Annotated in this window: 15 protein-coding genes; 6 read left to right on the forward strand and 9 right to left on the reverse strand. The window is 68.5% G+C overall.

Translation table 11 applies throughout. The features are described 5' to 3' along the window. Positions 1 to 290 precede the first annotated feature (290 nt). The 4 genes from yihA to BLV97_RS03300 form a co-directional block, all read right to left on the reverse strand. Positions 291 to 941 carry a ribosome biogenesis GTP-binding protein YihA/YsxC gene (gene yihA / locus BLV97_RS03285; protein WP_035841841.1) on the reverse strand — a complete coding sequence of 217 codons (651 nt, stop codon included), beginning with the start codon at positions 939 to 941 and terminating at the stop codon, positions 291 to 293. Beyond that, positions 938 to 1,687, reverse strand: a complete 750-nt coding sequence (locus BLV97_RS03290; protein ID WP_035841843.1) for an MOSC domain-containing protein — start codon at positions 1,685 to 1,687, stop codon at positions 938 to 940. The genes yihA and BLV97_RS03290 overlap by 4 nt, the downstream gene beginning before the upstream one ends. After that, positions 1,684 to 3,519, reverse strand: coding sequence for a membrane protein insertase YidC (yidC, locus tag BLV97_RS03295; protein ID WP_035841845.1), 1,836 nt, complete (start codon positions 3,517 to 3,519; stop codon positions 1,684 to 1,686). The genes BLV97_RS03290 and yidC overlap by 4 nt, the downstream gene beginning before the upstream one ends. 145 nt (positions 3,520 to 3,664) lie before the next feature. After that, the gene (locus BLV97_RS03300; protein WP_035841847.1) at positions 3,665 to 4,288 is read right to left on the reverse strand and encodes a DUF1285 domain-containing protein; all 624 of its coding nucleotides are present in this window, start codon (positions 4,286 to 4,288) and stop codon (positions 3,665 to 3,667) included. 59 nt (positions 4,289 to 4,347) lie between these two features. Here BLV97_RS03300 and BLV97_RS03305 point away from each other — a divergent pair, with 59 nt between their 5' ends. From BLV97_RS03305 to BLV97_RS03320, 4 genes are read left to right on the forward strand one after another with little or no spacing between them, the layout of a single operon-like run. Beyond that, positions 4,348 to 5,355: an AAA family ATPase gene (locus BLV97_RS03305; RefSeq protein ID WP_035841849.1), complete on the forward strand. Its 1,008-nt coding sequence runs from the start codon at positions 4,348 to 4,350 to the stop codon at positions 5,353 to 5,355. Then, entirely contained in the window at positions 5,352 to 6,272 is a 921-nt protein-coding gene (locus BLV97_RS03310; RefSeq protein ID WP_035841852.1) for a DUF58 domain-containing protein, read from the forward strand. The genes BLV97_RS03305 and BLV97_RS03310 overlap by 4 nt, the downstream gene beginning before the upstream one ends. Further along, positions 6,272 to 9,079, forward strand: coding sequence for a DUF4159 domain-containing protein (locus BLV97_RS03315; RefSeq protein WP_035841854.1), 2,808 nt, complete (start codon positions 6,272 to 6,274; stop codon positions 9,077 to 9,079). The genes BLV97_RS03310 and BLV97_RS03315 overlap by 1 nt, the downstream gene beginning before the upstream one ends. Then, entirely contained in the window at positions 9,076 to 11,169 is a 2,094-nt protein-coding gene (locus tag BLV97_RS03320) for a membrane protein (protein ID WP_035841857.1), read from the forward strand. The genes BLV97_RS03315 and BLV97_RS03320 overlap by 4 nt, the downstream gene beginning before the upstream one ends. 177 nt (positions 11,170 to 11,346) lie before the next feature. Here BLV97_RS03320 and BLV97_RS03325 read toward each other — a convergent pair whose 3' ends face one another. From BLV97_RS03325 to BLV97_RS03345, 5 genes are all read right to left on the reverse strand, one after another. Next, entirely contained in the window at positions 11,347 to 11,937 is a 591-nt protein-coding gene (locus BLV97_RS03325) for a GNAT family N-acetyltransferase (protein WP_035841859.1), read from the reverse strand. Positions 11,938 to 12,241: 304 nt separating this feature from the next. Next, on the reverse strand, positions 12,242 to 12,859 hold the full coding sequence (locus tag BLV97_RS03330) for a hypothetical protein (protein WP_035841861.1): 618 nt from the start codon (positions 12,857 to 12,859) through the stop codon (positions 12,242 to 12,244). A gap of 36 nt (positions 12,860 to 12,895) precedes the next feature. Beyond that, the gene (locus BLV97_RS03335) at positions 12,896 to 13,030 is read right to left on the reverse strand and encodes an aa3-type cytochrome c oxidase subunit IV (protein ID WP_035841863.1); all 135 of its coding nucleotides are present in this window, start codon (positions 13,028 to 13,030) and stop codon (positions 12,896 to 12,898) included. A 116-nt stretch (positions 13,031 to 13,146) separates the two neighbouring features. Further along, a complete protein-coding gene (locus BLV97_RS03340) occupies positions 13,147 to 14,190 on the reverse strand; it encodes an MBL fold metallo-hydrolase (protein ID WP_035841865.1) in 1,044 nt (347 codons plus the stop codon). Further along, positions 14,187 to 15,896, reverse strand: coding sequence for an acyl-CoA dehydrogenase (locus BLV97_RS03345; RefSeq protein WP_035841867.1), 1,710 nt, complete (start codon positions 15,894 to 15,896; stop codon positions 14,187 to 14,189). The genes BLV97_RS03340 and BLV97_RS03345 overlap by 4 nt, the downstream gene beginning before the upstream one ends. Before the next feature lie 161 nt (positions 15,897 to 16,057). Here BLV97_RS03345 and BLV97_RS03350 point away from each other — a divergent pair, with 161 nt between their 5' ends. Together BLV97_RS03350 and BLV97_RS03355 are read left to right on the forward strand one after the other, a co-directional pair. Beyond that, a complete protein-coding gene (locus BLV97_RS03350) occupies positions 16,058 to 17,026 on the forward strand; it encodes an L-threonylcarbamoyladenylate synthase (RefSeq protein WP_035841869.1) in 969 nt (322 codons plus the stop codon). A gap of 108 nt (positions 17,027 to 17,134) precedes the next feature. Beyond that, a complete protein-coding gene (locus BLV97_RS03355; RefSeq protein WP_035841871.1) occupies positions 17,135 to 17,875 on the forward strand; it encodes a YebC/PmpR family DNA-binding transcriptional regulator in 741 nt (246 codons plus the stop codon). Positions 17,876 to 18,020: the final 145 nt, after the last annotated feature.

Consider the following 18,020-nt stretch of genomic DNA (forward strand, 5'->3'; position numbering starts at 1 on the left):
ATTGGCAGAGAAATGATATCAATCAACCCGATCAGCAGGTGCAACGAGTAGCTTAATTTACGCCAGATCCTGTCCAAGAGACGGGGAGTAGCTCACTACTCCCCGACTCTGCCACGCAGTCCCGGCGCCGTCGCAAGTTCGACGATCCCGGGAAGCCTATCTCCCAAGGTGAAGAGCAAACGGCGCCCTTCCCATTCATCGTTCGACAAACACGCCGGGGGGGCAGGGGGCAGCGCCCCCGCCGCCGACACGGCAATTCAAGACCCCGGCTCCGGTGAAGGCCCGCGCCGTCAGTCAAGCCCGGCGATGATCGCGCGCAGGGTCGGCAGGCCTATGCCCTTCTCGGCCGAGGTCAGCACGATCTCGGGATAGGCGGCAGGGTGCCGGGCCAGGGCCGCGCGAGTCTGGGCAAGGGTCTTTTCAAGGCCTTCCGCGCTCATCTTGTCGGCCTTTGTCATCACCACCTGGAAGGTCACCGCCGCACGGTCGAGCAGGTCCATGATCTCGGCATCGACCGGCTTCACCCCATGGCGCGCATCGATCAGCATGAAGGCCCGGCGCAGGGTCGCCCGCCCCGCCAGATAGCTTTTCAGCAGCGCCTGCCACTTCGCCACGACCGCCACCGGCGCATTGGCGAAGCCGTAACCGGGCAGGTCCACCAGATAGCCCTGCGCGCCCAGGGCGAAATAGTTGATCTCCTGCGTGCGTCCGGGCGTATTCGAGGCCCGCGCCAGCCCCTTGCGCCCCGTCAGCGCGTTGATCAGGCTCGACTTGCCCACGTTCGAACGCCCGGCAAAGCACACCTCGACCCGGTCCGCCGCGGGCAGGCCGGACATCGCCACCACGCCCTTCAGAAACGTCACCTCACCCGCGAACAGCAGCCGGCCCTTTTCGCGGGTGGCCTCGTCAGGATCTTCCGCCAGCGGGAATTGCAGCATCACGATACCTCGATCCGGTCGCCGCGTGCGATGCGGCCAGAGCGGACGACGCGGGCGTAAAGGCCGAACTCCTGCCCCTGGCCGATGCGCGAAAGCCCGCCCAGGGTGTCGGCGTCGATGCGGCCGGTCTGGGGGTTCGCGGTGGTCGCCTTGCAGCGGGTGATGCGTTCCTCGACCCGCAGAACCGCGTCGCCGATCCGCAGATCGCGGCCCAACCATGTGACCTCTTCCCACGGCTCGGGCCCTTCGACCCAGAGGTTTCCGCGCCAACGGTGCGGGCTGAGATCCTGTCCCAGCTCCGCGCCGAGCGCCCGGTTCGAGGCCATGTTCAGGATCGCGATCGAGGGAAAGGCGCTGTCGGTCATGCCACGCCCCGGGGCACGCACGATGCGGGCCGGGGCGGCGCGATCGTCGGGCATCAGCGGCGTGATCCAGTCCAGGAAGGCGCGATCGTCGGTTTCGGGATCGAAGGTCAGGACGGGCAGGTCTGGATGGGTCAGGGTCAGCCGTCCCGAAGCCTCGTCCAACGTGGCCGAGATCGCCATCAGCGCCGGCACCTTGGCGCCGCGGCTGAAATTGACACAGCGTGCCCAGGTCATCGGCTCGGGCAGCTTGGCGGCCTCATGCGCGACGGCCCAGTGCCGGTCCCAGGGCAGGCAGGCCCCTTCGGAAAGGGAAACGGACGCGAGTTCCTCGCGTCCGTGAGATTTCAGCGGGTGGCGCCAGATCCCGGCCAGTGTCGGCGTCATTTACTACTGGCCTTCTTCTTGCGTCGGAAGCCCGAGATGATGTTGCCGAAGACATCGGGCTTGTGCCCGTGGCTGCGCATGATGATGTACTGCTGGGAGAAGGTGATCGTGTTGTTGGTGATCCAGTACAGCACCAGCCCCGAGGGGAACGATCCCAGCATGAACATGAACACCCAGGGCATCCAGGCAAAGATCATCTTCTGCGTCGCGTCGGCGGGGGCGGGGTTCAGCTTCTGCTGCAGCCACATCGAGATGCCCAGCAGGATCGGCAACAGCCCCAACGAGATGATGTGCAGCGGCGAATCGATGCCCGGCGTCGGCCAGGGGAACAGCCCGAACAGGTTCAGGATCGACGAGGGATCGGGCTGCGACAGGTCGCGGATCCAGCCGATGAACGGCGCCTGGCGCAGTTCGATGGTGACGTAGATCACCTTGTACAGCGAGAAGAAGATCGGGATCTGGATCAGGATCGGCAGACAGCCCGCCGCCGGATTGACCTTCTTCTCCTTGTAAAGCTGCATCATCTCCTTCTGCATCATCGCGCGGTCGTCGCCGGCGCGTTCCTTCAGCTTCTCGATCTCGGGCTGAAGCTCCTTCATCCGCGCCATCGAGACGTAGGACTTGTAGGCCAGCGGGAAGACCAGGACCTTCAGGAACACGGTCAGCAGGATGATCGCGACGCCCATGTTGCCGACGAGCGAGTGGATGAAATCCAGGACCAGGAAGATCGGCTTGGTCAGGAAGAAGAACCAGCCCCAGTCGATCGCGTCGATAAAGCGCGGAACACCCTGCTTCTCGTAGCCCTTCAGGATGTCGTAGACCTTGGCACCGGCGAACAGCCGGGTCTTGGTCTCGACGCTGGCGCCAGGGGCCACGGTTACCGTGGGTTCCTGCACGCTGACTTGGTAGATGTCGCTGCCGGGCACATATTGCGCGGTCTGGGTCGCCTTCGCGCCCTGCTCGGGCACCAGCGCGGTCATGAAGTACTTCGAGGTAATCCCGGTCCACCCGGTGCTGACGCCCGGCTGCATCTTGGCGTGGTCGCCCACGTTCTGAACCGGCCCGGCCTTCTTCAGGTCGCTGTAGGAGACCTCCTCAAGCTTGCCGTTGGCCATCTGGTAGACGCCCTCGAACAGCAGATAATACATCTTGCCTTTGGGGATGCCGTGGCGCGCGACGATGCCATAGGGCGCCAGCCGCGCCGGCGCGGCACCGGTGTTCTGCACCTTCTGGGTTACGGTGAACATGTACTTGTCGTCGATGCTCAGCGTGCGGCTGAAGGTCAGGCCCTTGCTGTTGGTCCAGGTCATGGTGACCGGGTGGCCGGGGCTCAGCACCGCGTCCTTGGGCGCGGTCCAGACGGTGTTGGGGCCGGGCACGTCGGACGATTGCAAGCTGCCGCCTGGGGCCCAGCCGTAAAGCGCGTAATAGGGGTCCTCTGTGCCTGCCGGTTTCAGCAGATCCACCAGCGGCGAATTCTTGGCCACAGTCTGACGGTAATTCTTCAACTTCAGCGAGTCGATCCGCCCGCCCAGCGTCGAGATCGAGCCTTCGAGCGTCGGGGTATTGATGCGGATGCGCGGCAGCTTGGCGACACGCGCGGCGACGGATTTGTCGGGCGCGGGGGCCGCGCCAGTCTGCGGCGCCTCGGCGGTCGGCGCGGTGGCGGCCAGGCTTGGCGCCTTTGCCTGATCCTGCGTGGTCTGCGCAGCCTGACCCTTGTCTTGCGGCTTGGGGGTGTTCTCGGGGGGCGGGAACAGCCAGAACCATGCCAGAATCACCGCGAGGCTAAGGGCGGTGGCGAGGATGAGGTTCTTGTTCTGATCGTCCATGAGTGGCCGGCGCCTGTCCTGTGCGAAAGTCAGCCGTGGTTCAACAGTCGCGAGAAGCAAAGGTCAAGCGCTTTTGCCTCAAATCACCCCAAGGTGCCTGCGCGCCGCGACGGTGCGACGCAGAATTCGCGACCCGGCCCGGCCGTCAAGGCAATTCCGCCGAGGGGATCATCGGAAAGAACCGCCCCCCCGACCACAGGCCGAACCAGTTGGCGCCATCCGGGGTGCCCTCGGAGGAATGCGCGCCAAGCTCGACCAACCGGTAGAAGCTTTTGCGATCGATCAGGGCCTCCAGATTCGCGCGCACCAGCACATAGGGCGCGGGCTCTCCGGTTTGCGGATCGCGCTGGACGCGGATCGGATGGTCGGGGCCGGCCGTCACCTCGTCCTCGACATTGGTGACGAAGATCAGGTTCTGGTCGCGGCCCAGGCCCTCGGTTTCGAAATCCACGGCGACGAAGGGCGCATCGTCGACGGTGATGCCCACCTTCTCGACCGGGGTGACCAGAAAGTAATCGTCACCGTCCTTGCGGATGATCGACGAGAACAGCTTTACCAGCCCGTGCCGCCCGATCGGGGTGCCGAGGTAGAACCAGGTGCCGTCGCGCGCGATGCGCATGTCCAGGTCGCCGCAGAACGGCGGATTCCACAGATGCACCGGCGGCGGGCCCTTCTTTGCGGCCTTGCCCGCAGCCGAGGCCAGGCTTTCGGCCGAGGGGGCGGGCCGGTTTCCCGCGGGTGCGTTTTCCGAGGTGGGCTCTTTTGTCATTTGTACCGTGGGGCATTGTCCGGTCTAATGACCTATATAGAGTCTCACGGAGGGATGTCATGACCGAGAATGCCGGACTTGTCGCCGAGATCGAAACATTGGGAGAGCGCCTTGCCCTTGCCCGCGCTTCGGTTGACAAGCGCTTCATCGGTCAGGACAGGGTCGTCGGGCTGACGCTTTCGGCGCTTTTGTGCGGGGGACATGCGCTGCTGATCGGCCTGCCAGGCCTGGGCAAGACCCGTCTGGTGGAGACGCTGTCGAAGGTGATGGGGCTGCATTCCAACCGCATCCAGTTCACCCCCGACCTGATGCCCGCCGATATCCTGGGCTCGGAAGTGCTGGAAACCGCCTCCGATGGCAGCAGGTCGTTTCGCTTCCTGCAAGGGCCGGTGTTTTGCCAGCTTCTGATGGCGGACGAGATCAACCGCGCATCTCCCCGCACCCAATCCGCCCTGCTGCAGGCGATGCAGGAACGCGAAGTGACGATCGCGGGCCAGCCGCGGCCCCTGGGGCGGCCCTTCCATGTGCTGGCCACCCAGAACCCGATCGAGCAGGAGGGCACCTATCCCCTGCCCGAGGCCCAGCTTGACCGTTTCCTGGTGCGCGTCGACGTGCCCTACCCAGAACGCCGGACCGAGCGCGACATCCTGATCGCCACCACCGGGCTGGAAGAGGCGCAATCCGATCAGGTCTTCACCCCCGAGGAACTGCTTGCCGCCCAGGCGGTGCTGCGCCGGATGCCGGTGGGCGAGGCCGTGGTCGAGATGATCCTTGATCTGGTGCGCGCCTGCCGCCCGGGCGAGGCCGAGGCCGGCCCGCAAGTGGCCGATGCCGTCGCCTGGGGGCCGGGGCCGCGCGCCGCGCAGGCGCTGATGCTGACGGTGCGCGCGCGGGCGCTGCAAGAGGGCCGTCTTGCCCCCAATGCCGAGGACGTGGCCGCCATGGCACGCCCGGTGCTCAGCCACCGCATGGCACTGACCTTCGCGGCGCGGGCGCGGGGCGAGACGCTGGAGGGCGTGATCGACGCCGTCACCGCCCGCGTCACCCGCATCGAGGCCGCCGCGTGATAGACCCCGCCGCCTCTGCCCGTCTTCGGGGCCGGGCGGAAACGCTCGCCGGCAGCCTGCCGCCGCTGCTGGCCGAGGCCGAACGGCTGGCGGCCTCGGTGATGCTGGGCGCCCATGGCCGGCGCCGGGCGGGGCTGGGCGATGAATTCTGGCAATACCGCCCCGCCCATCCGGGCGATGAGGCGCGCGTGATCGACTGGCGCCGCTCGGCCCGGTCGGATGCGCATTTCGTGCGTGAAAAGGAATGGCAGGCGGCGCAATCGGTGGTGTTCTGGGTCGATGGATCGCGCGCGATGGATTTCTCGGGCGATCGGACCCGCCCGCCCAAGGCCGACCGCGCGCGGCTGTTGGCGCTGGCCGCCTCGGTGCTGCTGGTCAAGGGCGGAGAACGCGTGGGCCTGACCGCGCCCGAGGTCGCGCCGCGTTCGGGCAACGCGCAGGTCCTGCGGCTGGCGCTGGCACTGGGCGGGCTGGGCGCAAAGGAAGACGCCGATGACCCGGCTGGGGACCGGGACATCCCCGATTACGGCGTTCCCCGGGCCGACAGTCTGGCCCCGAATGGCCGGGCGGTCTTTCTGTCGGATTTCCTGGGCGATCCGGCAGAGGTGGAGGCCGCGCTGACGCGGGCCGCCGATGCCGGCGTGCGCGGCGCGCTGGTCCAGGTGCTCGACCCGGTGGAAGAGGCCTTTCCCTTCGACGGACGAACGATCTTCGAATCGATGTCGGGCGCGCTGCGCCATGAAACCCTGCGCGCGGGCGATCTGCGCGGCCGCTATCTGGAACGTCTGGCCGAGCGCAAGGACAGGCTGATGGCGCTGGCCCGGCTGACCGGCTGGCAATACCTCTGCCATCATAGCGCAGAGCCACCGCTGGGTGCGCTTTTGTGGCTGTACCACGCGCTGGAGGGCGGGCGCTGATGTGGGTGCTGGGTCCGATCGGCTTTGGCATGCCCTGGCTTTTGCTGGGGCTGTTGGCGCTGCCGGCCCTGTGGCTGTTGCTGCGCGCCGTGCCGCCGGCGCCGATCCGGCGGCGGTTTCCCGGCGTCGCGCTGCTTCTGGGCCTGCGCGACGACCGCCCCGAGACCGACCGCACCCCGTGGTGGCTGCTGCTGTTGCGCATGCTGGCGCTGGCGGCGGTGATCGTGGCCTTCGCCGGGCCGGTCCTGAACCCCCGCCAGGACGAGGCCGGGCGCGGCCCGCTGTTGATCCTGACGGATGGCAGTTGGGCCTCGGCGCGCGATTGGTCGCGCCGCACCGACCGCATCGTCGCGCTCTTGCAGGAGGCAGGGCGTGCCGGCCGCCCGGTGGCCGTGGTGTCGCTGACCGACCTGCCGGCACAGGCGCGGGACGGCGCGGGCGGGCCGCAGTTCATGGAGGCCCGCGCCTGGGAAAGCCGGCTGCCCAACATCCAGCCCAAACCCTGGGCGCCCGATGCCAGGGCGGTCGCGCGTTGGGCCGCGGGGCTCAGCGGCCGGTTCCAGACCTATTGGCTGTCGGACGGGCTGGCCCGGGACAGCCACCCGGCGCTGCTGGAGGCGCTGGAACGTCATGGCCCGGTGCGGGTGATCGAAAGCCGCCGCCCGGTCTATGCGCTGCGCCCGCCGATCTTTCGCGACGGTGCGATCGAGGTGACCGCCCTGCGTGCCGCGGCCGGCCCCCGCGCCCGGATCGACGTGATGGCCCGCGGCCCCGGGCCCTCGGGGGTCGAGCGGGTCCTGGCGCAGACCGCGCTGACCTTCGCGCCGGGCGCCTCGGAAGCCACCGCGCGGCTGCAGATGCAACCCGAATTGCGCAACCGCGTCACCCGGTTCCAGATCGACGGCAGCCGCACCGCCGGGGCCATCAGCCTGACCGACGATGCGCTCAAGCGGCGCAAGGTGGCGCTTCTGGGGCCGCCGGACCGCGAGCGGCTGCAACTGCTGTCGCCGCTGTTTTACCTGCGCGAGGCGCTGGCGCCGACGACCGACCTGATCGACGGCTCCTTCGACGACATCCTGCTGGCGGCGCCGGATGTGATCATTCTGGCCGATATCGCCAAGCTTAGCCCGAACGAGGAAACGGCGCTGCTGGCCTGGACCCGCAAGGGCGGCCTTCTGGTACGGTTCGCCGGGCCGCGGCTGGCGGCCAGCGATCTGTCGCGCGAGACCGAGGACCCGCTGATGCCGGTGCGGCTGCGGCTGGGCGGGCGCACGGTGGGCGGCGCCATGAGCTGGGGCCAGCCCAAGAAGCTGGCGCCCTTTCCCAAGGATTCGCCGTTCTACGGGTTGGCGATCCCCGGGGATGTCACGGTCAAGGCCCAGGTGCTGGCCCAGCCCGACCCGACGCTTTCCAAGCGCACCATCGCCAGCCTTGCCGATGGCACGCCGCTGGTCACCCGCAAGGCGGTGGGCAAGGGGCAGGTGGTGCTGTTCCACGTCACCGCCAATGCCGAATGGTCGACGCTGCCGCTGTCGGGCCTCTTCGTGCAGATGCTGAACCGGCTGGCGGTCTCGACCCGCCCCGAGCGGCCCGACGCCACACAGATGAAGGGCACCACCTGGGTGCCGGTGCGGCTGCTGGACGCTTTTGGCGCCACAAGCGACGCGGGCCAGATGGCGGGCCTTGCCGGCGAGCGCCTGATCGCGGCGCGGGCCGGGCCCGAGACGCCGCCGGGCCTTTACCGCAGCGGTGACCGGCGCCTGGCGCTGAACGTGACCGATGCCAAGACCGTGCTGAAACCCGCCGCCTGGCCGCCGGGCGTCGTGGTGGAGGGGCTGAACGCCACGCATGAAACCCCGTTGGCCTGGATCCTGCTGTGCGCCGCGCTGATCCTGTTCCTGTTCGACATTCTCGCCTCGATGGCGCTGTCGGGCCATCTGCGTCGCAGCGCGCGGGCTGGGGTGCGGGGCGGGGCGACGGCGGCGCTGGTGCTGATCGCGCTGGCCGCCTATCCGGGGCCGGGGCGGGCGCAGAACATCACCAAACCGGGGGACGCCTTCGCGATCCAGGCCACCGCAGGCATGGTTCTGGCCCATGTGCTGACCGGCAACGCCCGTGTCGATGCGATCGCACAGGCGGGGCTTCAGGGTTTGTCCGACGTGCTGACCGAACGCACCTCGGTCGAGCCGAAAACCCCGATGGGCGTGAATATCGAGACCGACGATCTGTCGTTCTTTCCGTTCCTCTACTGGCCGATCACTGCGGATGAGCCGATCCCATCTGCCGGGGCCTATGCCAAGCTGAACGAATATCTGCGCACCGGCGGCATGATCGTCTTCGACACCCGCGATGCCGACCTTGCCGTCGGCGGCGTCGTGACGCCGAACCAGCGGCGGCTTCGCCAGATCGCGCTGGGGCTGGACATCCCGCCGCTGTCGCCGGTGCCCAAGGACCATGTGCTGACCCGCACCTTCTATCTGATCCAGGATTTTCCGGGCCGCTACGACAGCGGCATCACCTGGGTCGAGGCCGCGCCCCCCGATGCGAAGAAGGTCGAGGGCATGCCGTTTCGCAACCTCAACGACGGGGTGACGCCGGTGGTGATCGGATCGAACGACTGGGCGGCGGCCTGGGCCGTGAACGCGCATGGCCTGCCGATGTTTCCGGTCGGCAGCGGCTACGCCGGCGAGCGCCAGCGCGAGATCGCCTACCGCTTCGGCGTCAACCTGATCATGTATGTGCTGACCGGGAACTATAAATCCGACCAGGTCCATGTGCCGGCACTTCTGGAAAGGCTGGGGCAATGAACCTGGGGGCGGATATCGGCCAGGTCGTCTTCGCGCCGCTGATCCCCTGGCCCGTGCTTTGGGTCGCGGCGGGTGTCGCGGTGCTGGCGGTGGCGCTGGCGCTGTGGCGTGGGCTGTCAGGTTGGTGGCTGCGCGGGCTGACGGCGGCGGTCTTGCTGTTGGCGCTCGCCAACCCCTCGATCCAGACCGAGGATCGCGCGCCGCTGTCGGATATCGTGCTGCTGGTCACCGACCATTCCTCCAGCCAGAAGATCGGTGACCGGCCCGCCCAGACCGCCGCCGCCGAAGCGCAGATCAAGGCCGAACTGAAGGACCTGCCCAATACCGAGGTGCGCGAGGTCTCGGTCGGCGACGCGCCGGGGGATGGTGGCACGCTGATGATGGGGGCGCTGTCGGACGCGCTGGCCGAAGAACCCCGCGCCCGGGTCGCCGGCGCCATCCTGATCACCGACGGCCAGATCGACGACATGGCCCAGGCCCCCGATGTGCCCGCGCCGGTGAACGTGCTGCTGACCGGCCACCGGGACGATTGGGACCGCCGGCTGATCGTCAAGGACGCGCCGGCCTATGCGATCATGGGCGAGCCGGTGAAGCTGACGCTGGAAGTCGCCGACCAGGGCGCGGTGCCGGCCAGCGCGGGCAAGACCGCGACGCTGGAAATCTCGGTCGACGGCGGCAAGACGCAGAGCGTGCGGGTGCCGGTGGGCAAGCCGCTTGATCTGCCGGTGACGCTTCCGCATGGCGGGATGAATGTGCTGCAGTTCAACGTGCCCGCGCAGAAGGGCGAGTTGACCGATCGCAACAACGCCGCCGTGGTGCAGATCAACGGCGTGCGCGACCGGCTGCGGGTGCTGCTGGTGTCGGGGGAACCGCATGCCGGCGAACGCGTCTGGCGCAACCTGCTGAAATCCGATCCTTCGGTGGACTTGGTGCATTTCACCATCCTGCGACCGCCGGAAAAGCAGGACGGCGTGCCGGTGTCCGAGCTGTCGCTGATCGCCTTCCCGACGCGCGAGCTGTTCGTCGAGAAGATCAAGGATTTCGACCTGATCATCTTCGACCGTTACCGGCGGCGCGGCATCCTGCCATCGGCCTATCTGCAAAACGTCAAGGACTATGTCGAAAATGGCGGCGCCGTGCTGGTCTCGGCGGGGCCGGAATTCGGCTCGGTCGATAGCCTGTGGCGCTCGCCGCTGGGGTCGATCCTGCCGGTGGTGCCGACAAGCCAGGTGCTGGTCGGCGGCTTCAAACCCGAGATCACCAAGCTTGGCGACCGCCACCCGGTGACCGAGGGGCTGGCGGCCTTCGGGCCGAAACCGAAACCGGGCGAGAAGGGCCCCGGCTGGGGCCGCTGGTTCCGCCAGGTCGAGGTCAAGAACCGCGGCGGCCAGGTCCTGATGACCGGCTATGACCACGACCCGCTTCTGATCCTCAAGCGCGAGGGCAAGGGCCGCGTCGCGCTGCTTGCCTCGGACGAGGCTTGGCTTTGGTCGCGCGGCTACGAGGGCGGCGGTCCGCAGCTGGAGCTGCTGCGCCGGCTGGCGCATTGGCTGATGAAGGAGCCGGAACTGGAGGAAGAGGCGCTGACCGCCACCTCCGAGGGCGCCACGATCAAGATCGTGCGCCGCTCGCTTAGCGAGGGACACGACAGGGTGACGATCACCGGCCCGGACGGCAAGCTTTACCATGCGCCGCTGACGGAAACCGAACCGGGTCGCTTCACGGGCAGCTGGACGGCGCCGGGACTGGGGCTTTATCGGCTGGAGGAGGGCGGCAAGAAGGCGGTGGTCGCGGTCGGCCCCAGCGCGCCCAAGGAATTCGAGGAAACCATCGCGACGCCGGCCAAGCTGCAACCGCTGCTGGCGGTGCATCGCGGCGGGGCGCACCGGGTCGAGGATGGCATCCCCGGCATCCGTCGGGTCGCCGCGGGACGCGCGGCATCGGGCCGGGGCTGGATCGGGATCACCCCGCGTCACGCCTATGTGACGCGCGATCTACGCGTCAGCCCGTTCCTGCCCGCCTGGGCGTTTCTGGCGCTCGCGGCCTTCTTCGCGCTGGGCGCCTGGCTGCGCGAAGGGCGGCGGCGGTAGGGCGGGGGCTCGGGCCTCGTGGTGCTAGGCTGGCGGGCGGACGCCCCCGCGGCCCCGGAACCGAAACGACGCCAGGGAACTTTCCTTGCCTTCTTACTGGTCCAAATATCTCAGGCGGGTCCGGGGGGGTGAAACCCCCGGCGTCGAATTTCGCGACGCCCCGGCGCGCTTGGCCCGCTAGCCCAGCCGGCGCACCATCCGCGTCGCTTCGCGATAGCCGAAAAGCACGGCGCGCGCGCCCAGGCGCTCGCCGCCGGTGGCGGTGAAGCCCGCGCGTTCGTAAAGCGCCCGGGCGCGAAGGTTGTCATCGCTGACGTCAAGGCGAACTTCGGAATGCCCCCGGGCACGGGCTTCGGCGCAGGCGGCCTCGACCAGCGCCGAACCGACACCACAGCCGCGGGCCTCTTCGCGGACGCACAGGCCCTCGATCTGGAAGAACCAGGGCTCGCGCTCGGGGCCCAGAAGGCGCCATGCGGCGATGCGCCAGATCGCGCCGAAAGGCCCATAGATCGCGGCCATGTCGTGGCGGTTGCCATGGGCGAAGGCCCCGGCCCGGGTGCGAAAGCCCGCCAGCCCCAGCAGCACGCCATTGGTGCCGATCGCGCAAAGCGCCTGATCGGCGCGCATGACCCGGGCCAGATAGGTCAGCGCCAGGTCTTCCGGGCCCATCACCCGGCCCAGCTTGGGCGCGAAGGCCTGCCAGTAAAGCCGCGCGGCCTCGGCGCGGTGGGCCGAAGCCAGGCCCCGGCGAATGTAGATCTCGGCCATGTCGTGCAATCGGTCGGCTCCCGCGGGACACGGGGTCCCTTCACCCCCGACGATTGCCTAAGTCGAAGCCCGGCCGCAGTCCAGAGGTTCCGGTGCCGGAACGTCCCCGATGCCGAGGCCGGTCGAGATTGCGCAATTCCTTGCCGACCCGCGCGGGGCGGGGATTTGGTGACCTCGGCGCGGCCATCGGCGCCGGCGGGATTCGTTCCATGCGGTGGCGGGTGTCGCCCGAAAAGGCGCGGGACAAGCGGCTGGACAGGGCAGCACGCCGGGCGGCGGGCAGGATGCCGGGCCGGGCGCCGGACTAGCCGTCGACCCTGGCTTTGACCGGGGTCTCGGGCTCCAGCTTTTCGGTGTTCACGTCGGGGTCGGTATCGTAATAGACCCGCGTCTTCACCCCCGGCAGCTTGGCGAAGGCGTCCATCAAGGTCACCGGGAAGAAGGTCTGCGGCAGCGACTGGAAACCCGGCAGCTGGCGCAGGATCTTCGAGGTGTTGTCGGCGCAGAACGCCTTGGGCACGGCGCCGTTGGTCTCGACCAGCTTCAGTGCCTCGTCGGCCACCGCGGGCGGTACCACGATCGTCTGCTCGACCGTGTGCCAGGTGATCCGCGTGTGGTAGTCGAGAAAATTGTCCAGTACCGCCGGCGTCATGCCGAAATGCACGTCATTGCGTTCCGGCGCGCGCGGGTTGGTCCAGGTGCCGGCGGGATCGAACATCACCCGCTGCGTATCGTTGATCATCAGCGCCGAATGCCCGCCCGCGCCGGAGCGGTTGTTGATCACCGTGATCAGCGTCAACGTGCGCGGTCCCGGCGCCGTATAGCGGTAGCGCGCGACTTCGGCATTCGGGGCCCACAGCGATTCGGCCCCGCAGGCGGACAGGCTGGCAAGCAGCAGCATACTCAACAGGAGGCGGCGCATCGGCGCTCCTTCTCATGGCAGGCGGATGTCGGGGGATCAGCTGTTGACCAGCGCCAGGAAGATCAGGGCCAGGATGGCGATGCCGCCGGCCCAGGTGGCCAGCTTGACGAAGCCTTCGAAGGTTTTCTCATGACTGCGGATATCCATGGTACCGCGCTTGTACTCGCCCATTCCTCGGTTCTCCGTTGCGTCCCGTCCTGATCCTTGGATAGCCGATTTGCAAGCCTCTGTCACCAGCTTGGCATACGGTGGGCGGCGCCGTGCAGCGCCGCACCAGAAGGTGCTGCCTAGGCCCGCCGCCAGATCCAGGCACCGTCCGGGTCCGTGTCGCGCCGAATCTGCCCGCGGCGCCACAGATGGTTCAGATGCGCGGCCGTCTCGGACAGTGCCAGCCCGTATTGATCGCCGCCGATCTCGCGCTTGAAGATCGGCACGAAGCATTCCCCCGCCTTGCGCGGCGTTTCCAGGTGGTCAAGCAGCCGCGTCAGCGCGTTGATGTGGTTTTCCGCCAGCTGGCGCATCCGCAGCGGCAGGCCGCGATACGGCAGCTTGTGGCCGGGCAGCACCAGATGCCGATCCTCGGCGAAGGCGGCAAGACGGGCGCAGCTGTCAAGCCATTCGCCCACCGGATCGGCGCCCTGCTCGGTCGTGTGCACCCCGAGGTTGGGCGAGATCGAGGGCAGCAGCTGATCGCCCGCCAGCACCAGGTCGTCGTCGCGGCTCCAGAAGGTGGCGTGGTCGGGGGCGTGGCCATGGCCGAAGCGCACGTCCCAGCGCCGGCCACCGATCTCGATCACATCGCCGTCCGATATGCGGGTGAAGCCGGACGGCATCGGTGCCACCACATCGGAGAAATTGTAGGGCCGTTCGGCGGCGCGCCTGGCATAAACCTCGGGGTCCATCCCCAGCGCGCGCCAGAAGGCCAGGGTCTGCGGGCTGGGCAGGGCCTCTTCGTCCAGCAGCAGCATCCGCGCCATGAACCAGCCCAGCCGGGGCATCGCCAGTTCCGCGCCGTGTTCGGTCTGGAACCAGCCCGCCAGGCCCAGGTGGTCGGGGTGGTGATGGGTTGCGATCACCCTGCGCACCGGGCGCCCGGCCAGCGGCCCTTGCAGCAGCCGGGCCCAGATCTTGCGCGCGTGACGCGTGTCAAAGCCGGTGTCGACCAGGGTCCAGCCGTCGCCCTCGTCCAGTGCATAGACATTGACGTGATCGAGGCGCATCGGCAGCGGCAGGCGCAGCCACAGCACGCCCTCGGCAACCTCGATCGCGCCGCCGTCCGCGGGCGGATCTTGCCAGGGGGTGCGGATCTGCAGGGGCTGCAGATCGGTCATGCACCCAGATCCTCGGCGCTCAGCGCGTACAGATCCTTGGCCCCGGCGCCGGCCTGCGCCAGCAGCGCGGCGTGATCGGGCAACAGCCGCCGGATGAAGACCCGCGCCAGGCGTCGGCGCGGCCCGTCTGCGCCCTCGGCCATCGCGGCGCGCAGATGGGCATCGGCCCCCAGCACCAGCGCGAAGGCGCGCAGGAACGGCACGGCGCCGGCAAAACGGTCCTGCATGTCCGCGCCGATCAGCGCCTCGACCCCCTCGCGCAGCGATTCCGCGGCCTCCCAGACGGCGCCGGCCAGTTCGGGCAGGGCGGCGCGGGCGGCTTCCACGCCTTCCTGGATCTCCTCGATCAGGTGGAAGGCGGCCTCGCCCCCGTCCATCATCTTGCGGCCCACCAGATCCATCGCCTGGATGCCGTTGGTGCCCTCATAGATCGCCGTCACTCGCACGTCGCGCAGATATTGCGCCGCGCCCGATTCCTCGATGAAGCCCATGCCGCCGTGGACCTGCATCCCCAGGCTTGCCACCTCGATGCCGGTATCGGTGCCGAAGGCCTTGGCGATCGGGGTCAGCAGGGCCGCGCGGGCGGCCCAGTCGGCCTCGCCCGTCGCGCGCGCCATGTCCAGCGCGACGGCGCAGTTCAGCGCGATGGCGCGGGCGGCGAATGTCTGGGCCTTCATTGTCGCCAGCATCCGGCGCACGTCGGCATGGCCCAGGATCGTCGCGCTGCCGTCCGGTGTGCGGCCCTGACGGCGTTCGCCCGCATAGGCCAGCGCATGCTGATAGGCGCCGTCGGCCACGCCGATGCCCTGCACGCCGACGCCGAGCCGGGCGTTGTTCATCATGGTGAACATGGCCTTCATGCCGCCATGTTCCTCGCCCACCAGCCGGCCGGTCGCTCCCTCGTAGGCCATCACCGCCGTGGGGCTGCCGTGCAGGCCCATCTTGTGTTCCAGGCTGACCACCGACAGGGAATTGCGCTTGCCCGGATTGCCGTTTTCGTCGGGGATGAACTTCGGCACCATGAACAGGCTGATCCCCTTGGTGCCCGGCGCGCCGTCGGGCAGGCGGGCCAGCACCAGGTGGCAAACATTGCCGGAAAAGTCGTTGTCCCCCCAGGAGATGAAGATCTTCTGCCCGGTGATCGCATAGGTCCCGTCGCCATTCGGCACCGCCTTGGTGGAAAGCGCGCCGACATCCGATCCGGCCTGCGGTTCGGTCAGGTTCATCGTGCCGCACCATTCGCCCGACACCAGCCGGGGCAGGTAGATCGCCTTCAACGCGTCCGAGGCGTGGTGTTCCAGCGCCTCGATCTGGCCCTGGGTCATCAGCGGGTTGAGCTGCAGCGACAGGCAGGCTGCGCTCATCATGTCGTTGACGCAGGTGGTCACGGTCAGCGGCAGGCCCATGCCGCCATGCGCAGGATCGGCCGAGATCGCGACCCAGCCGCCCGTCGCGATCTGGGCATAGGCCTCGGCGAAGCCCGGGGTGGTGCGCACGACGCCGTTTTCCAGCACCGCAGGCTGCAGGTCGCCGGTGCGTTGCAGGGGGGCAAGTGCGGTTTCGCACAGCTTGCCGGCCTCGGTCAGGATGGCCTCGACGGTGTCGCCGCCGGCTTCGGAGAAGCGGTCCGTCGCGGCGACGCGGCCGAAGCCCGCGACATGGTCCAGGATGAAGCGGTATTCGCTGACCGGCGCGCGATAGGGCATGGGGCTCTCCTTGGTGCGGACCGCGGTGCGGCTTGTGATGGGCGCGCCGCACGCGTATGTGGGCAGTGCCGCGCCAACCTAACGCAAGGGCAGCGGCCTTCAAGCCCAACGCCACGTCACAGCCGCCCCGTCGCCCCGCCGTCCCGTCAAGTTTTCGCGCCATGTCCGACCCGATTGCCACCCACACCCTGCCCGACACCCCCGAGGGGCTGGCCCATGCCGCCCGGCTGTTGTCCGAGGGCGGCCTCGTCGCCTTCCCGACCGAGACGGTCTATGGCCTGGGCGGTGACGCGCGCTCGGATCAAGCGGTCGCGCGGATCTTCGAGGCCAAGGGCCGTCCGCGCTTCAATCCGCTGATCGCCCATCTGCCCGATATCGCCGCGGCGCGCGAGATCGCCGTCTTCGACGACCGCGCCGAGCGGCTTGCCGATGCCTTCTGGCCCGGACCGCTGACGCTTGTGCTGCCGCTGCGCGCGGGCGCGGGGCTGTCGCCGCTGGTCACGGCGGGGCTGGACAGCGTGGCGCTGCGGGTGCCGGAACATCCCACGGCGCGGGCCCTGTTGCGCGCCTTCGGCGGGCCGGTGGCGGCGCCGTCGGCCAATCCCTCGGGGCGGATCAGCCCGACGCGCGCCGCGCATGTGCTGGCGGGCCTGTCAGACCGGATCGAGGCGGTGGTGGATGGCGGCGACTGCCCGGTGGGGGTGGAATCGACCATCGTGAGCCTTTTGGGGGCTGCGCGCCTGCTGCGCCCGGGTGGGCTGCCGCTGGAGGCGCTGGAGGCCTGCCTTGGCGCGGCGCTTTTGATCGGGGCCGAGGGCGCCGGCGACAGGCCCAACGCGCCGGGCCAGCTGGCCTCGCATTACGCGCCGGGGGCGGCGGTGCGGCTGAACGTGACCACCCCGGCGGAAGATGAGCTGTGGCTTGGCTTTGGCCCGGACTGCGCGGGCGCGGCGCTGAACCTGTCGCCCTTGGGGGACATGGTCGAGGCGGCGGCAAAGCTTTTCCATCTGCTGCACCGCGCTGATGCAATGGCGAAGGGGCGCACCATCGCCGTGGCGCCGGTGCCCGATCATGGCCTTGGCCGCGCGATCAACGACCGCCTGCGCCGCGCCGCCGCGCCGCGCGGCTAGACTTTGAGGGCGCCCTGCTCCGGCAAGCCCGGGCGCCCGGGCTTGCCCCGCCCCCCGGGCCTGCCGTATAGAAGCCCGAATTCATGAAGTCGTGGGACGGAGAAGGTCATGGCAGGCCATTCCAAATGGGCCAATATCCAGCATCGCAAGGGTCGGCAGGATGCCGCGCGCTCGAAGCTGTTCTCGAAATTCGCCAAGGAAATCACCGTGGCCGCCAAGATGGGCGACCCGGATCCCGAAAAGAACCCGCGCCTGCGTCTTGCGGTGAAGGAAGCCAAGTCGAACTCGATGCCCAAGGACGTGATCGACCGCGCCATCAAGAAGGCGACAGGGGGCGATGCCGAGAACTACGACGAGATCCGCTATGAGGGCTACGGCCCCAATGGCATCGCGATCATCGTCGAGGCGATGACTGACAACCGCAACCGCACCGCGTCGAACGTGCGCAGCTACTTCACCAAGCATGGCGGCAATCTGGGCGAGACCGGATCGGTTTCCTTCATGTTCGACCGGGTGGGCGAGATCGTCTACAAGCCCGAGGCCGGCGATGCGGATACCGTGATGATGGCCGCGATCGAGGCCGGGGCCGAGGATGTCGAGAGCGACGCCGAGGGTCATTACATTTACTGTGCGGATACCGATCTGAACGACGTGTCGGCCGCGCTGGAGGCCGCGCTTGGCGAAAGCGACACGGCCAAGCTGGTGTGGCGCCCGCAGACCCGGACCGAGGTGGATCTGGAGACCGCGCAAAAGCTGATGAAGCTGATCGACACGCTGGAAGACGACGACGACGTGCAGAACGTCACGGCGAATTTCGACGTGCCCGAAGAGGTGGCCGCGCAGCTGTGACCGCTGCGGCGGGGCCAGAAGCGGGCCCCGCAAGCTGCTCGTGGCCGCCACCCAACTGCATTCGCTTGGGCCAGGAAAGGGTGTACGGTGATCGCTTCCTGACGATTGGCGCACCTGCCGGGAATGTTCCGGCAGGGGGGGTAGG

This window comes from Allgaiera indica, assembly GCF_900106675.1.
Classification (GTDB): Bacteria; Pseudomonadota; Alphaproteobacteria; order Rhodobacterales; family Rhodobacteraceae; genus Acidimangrovimonas; species Acidimangrovimonas indica.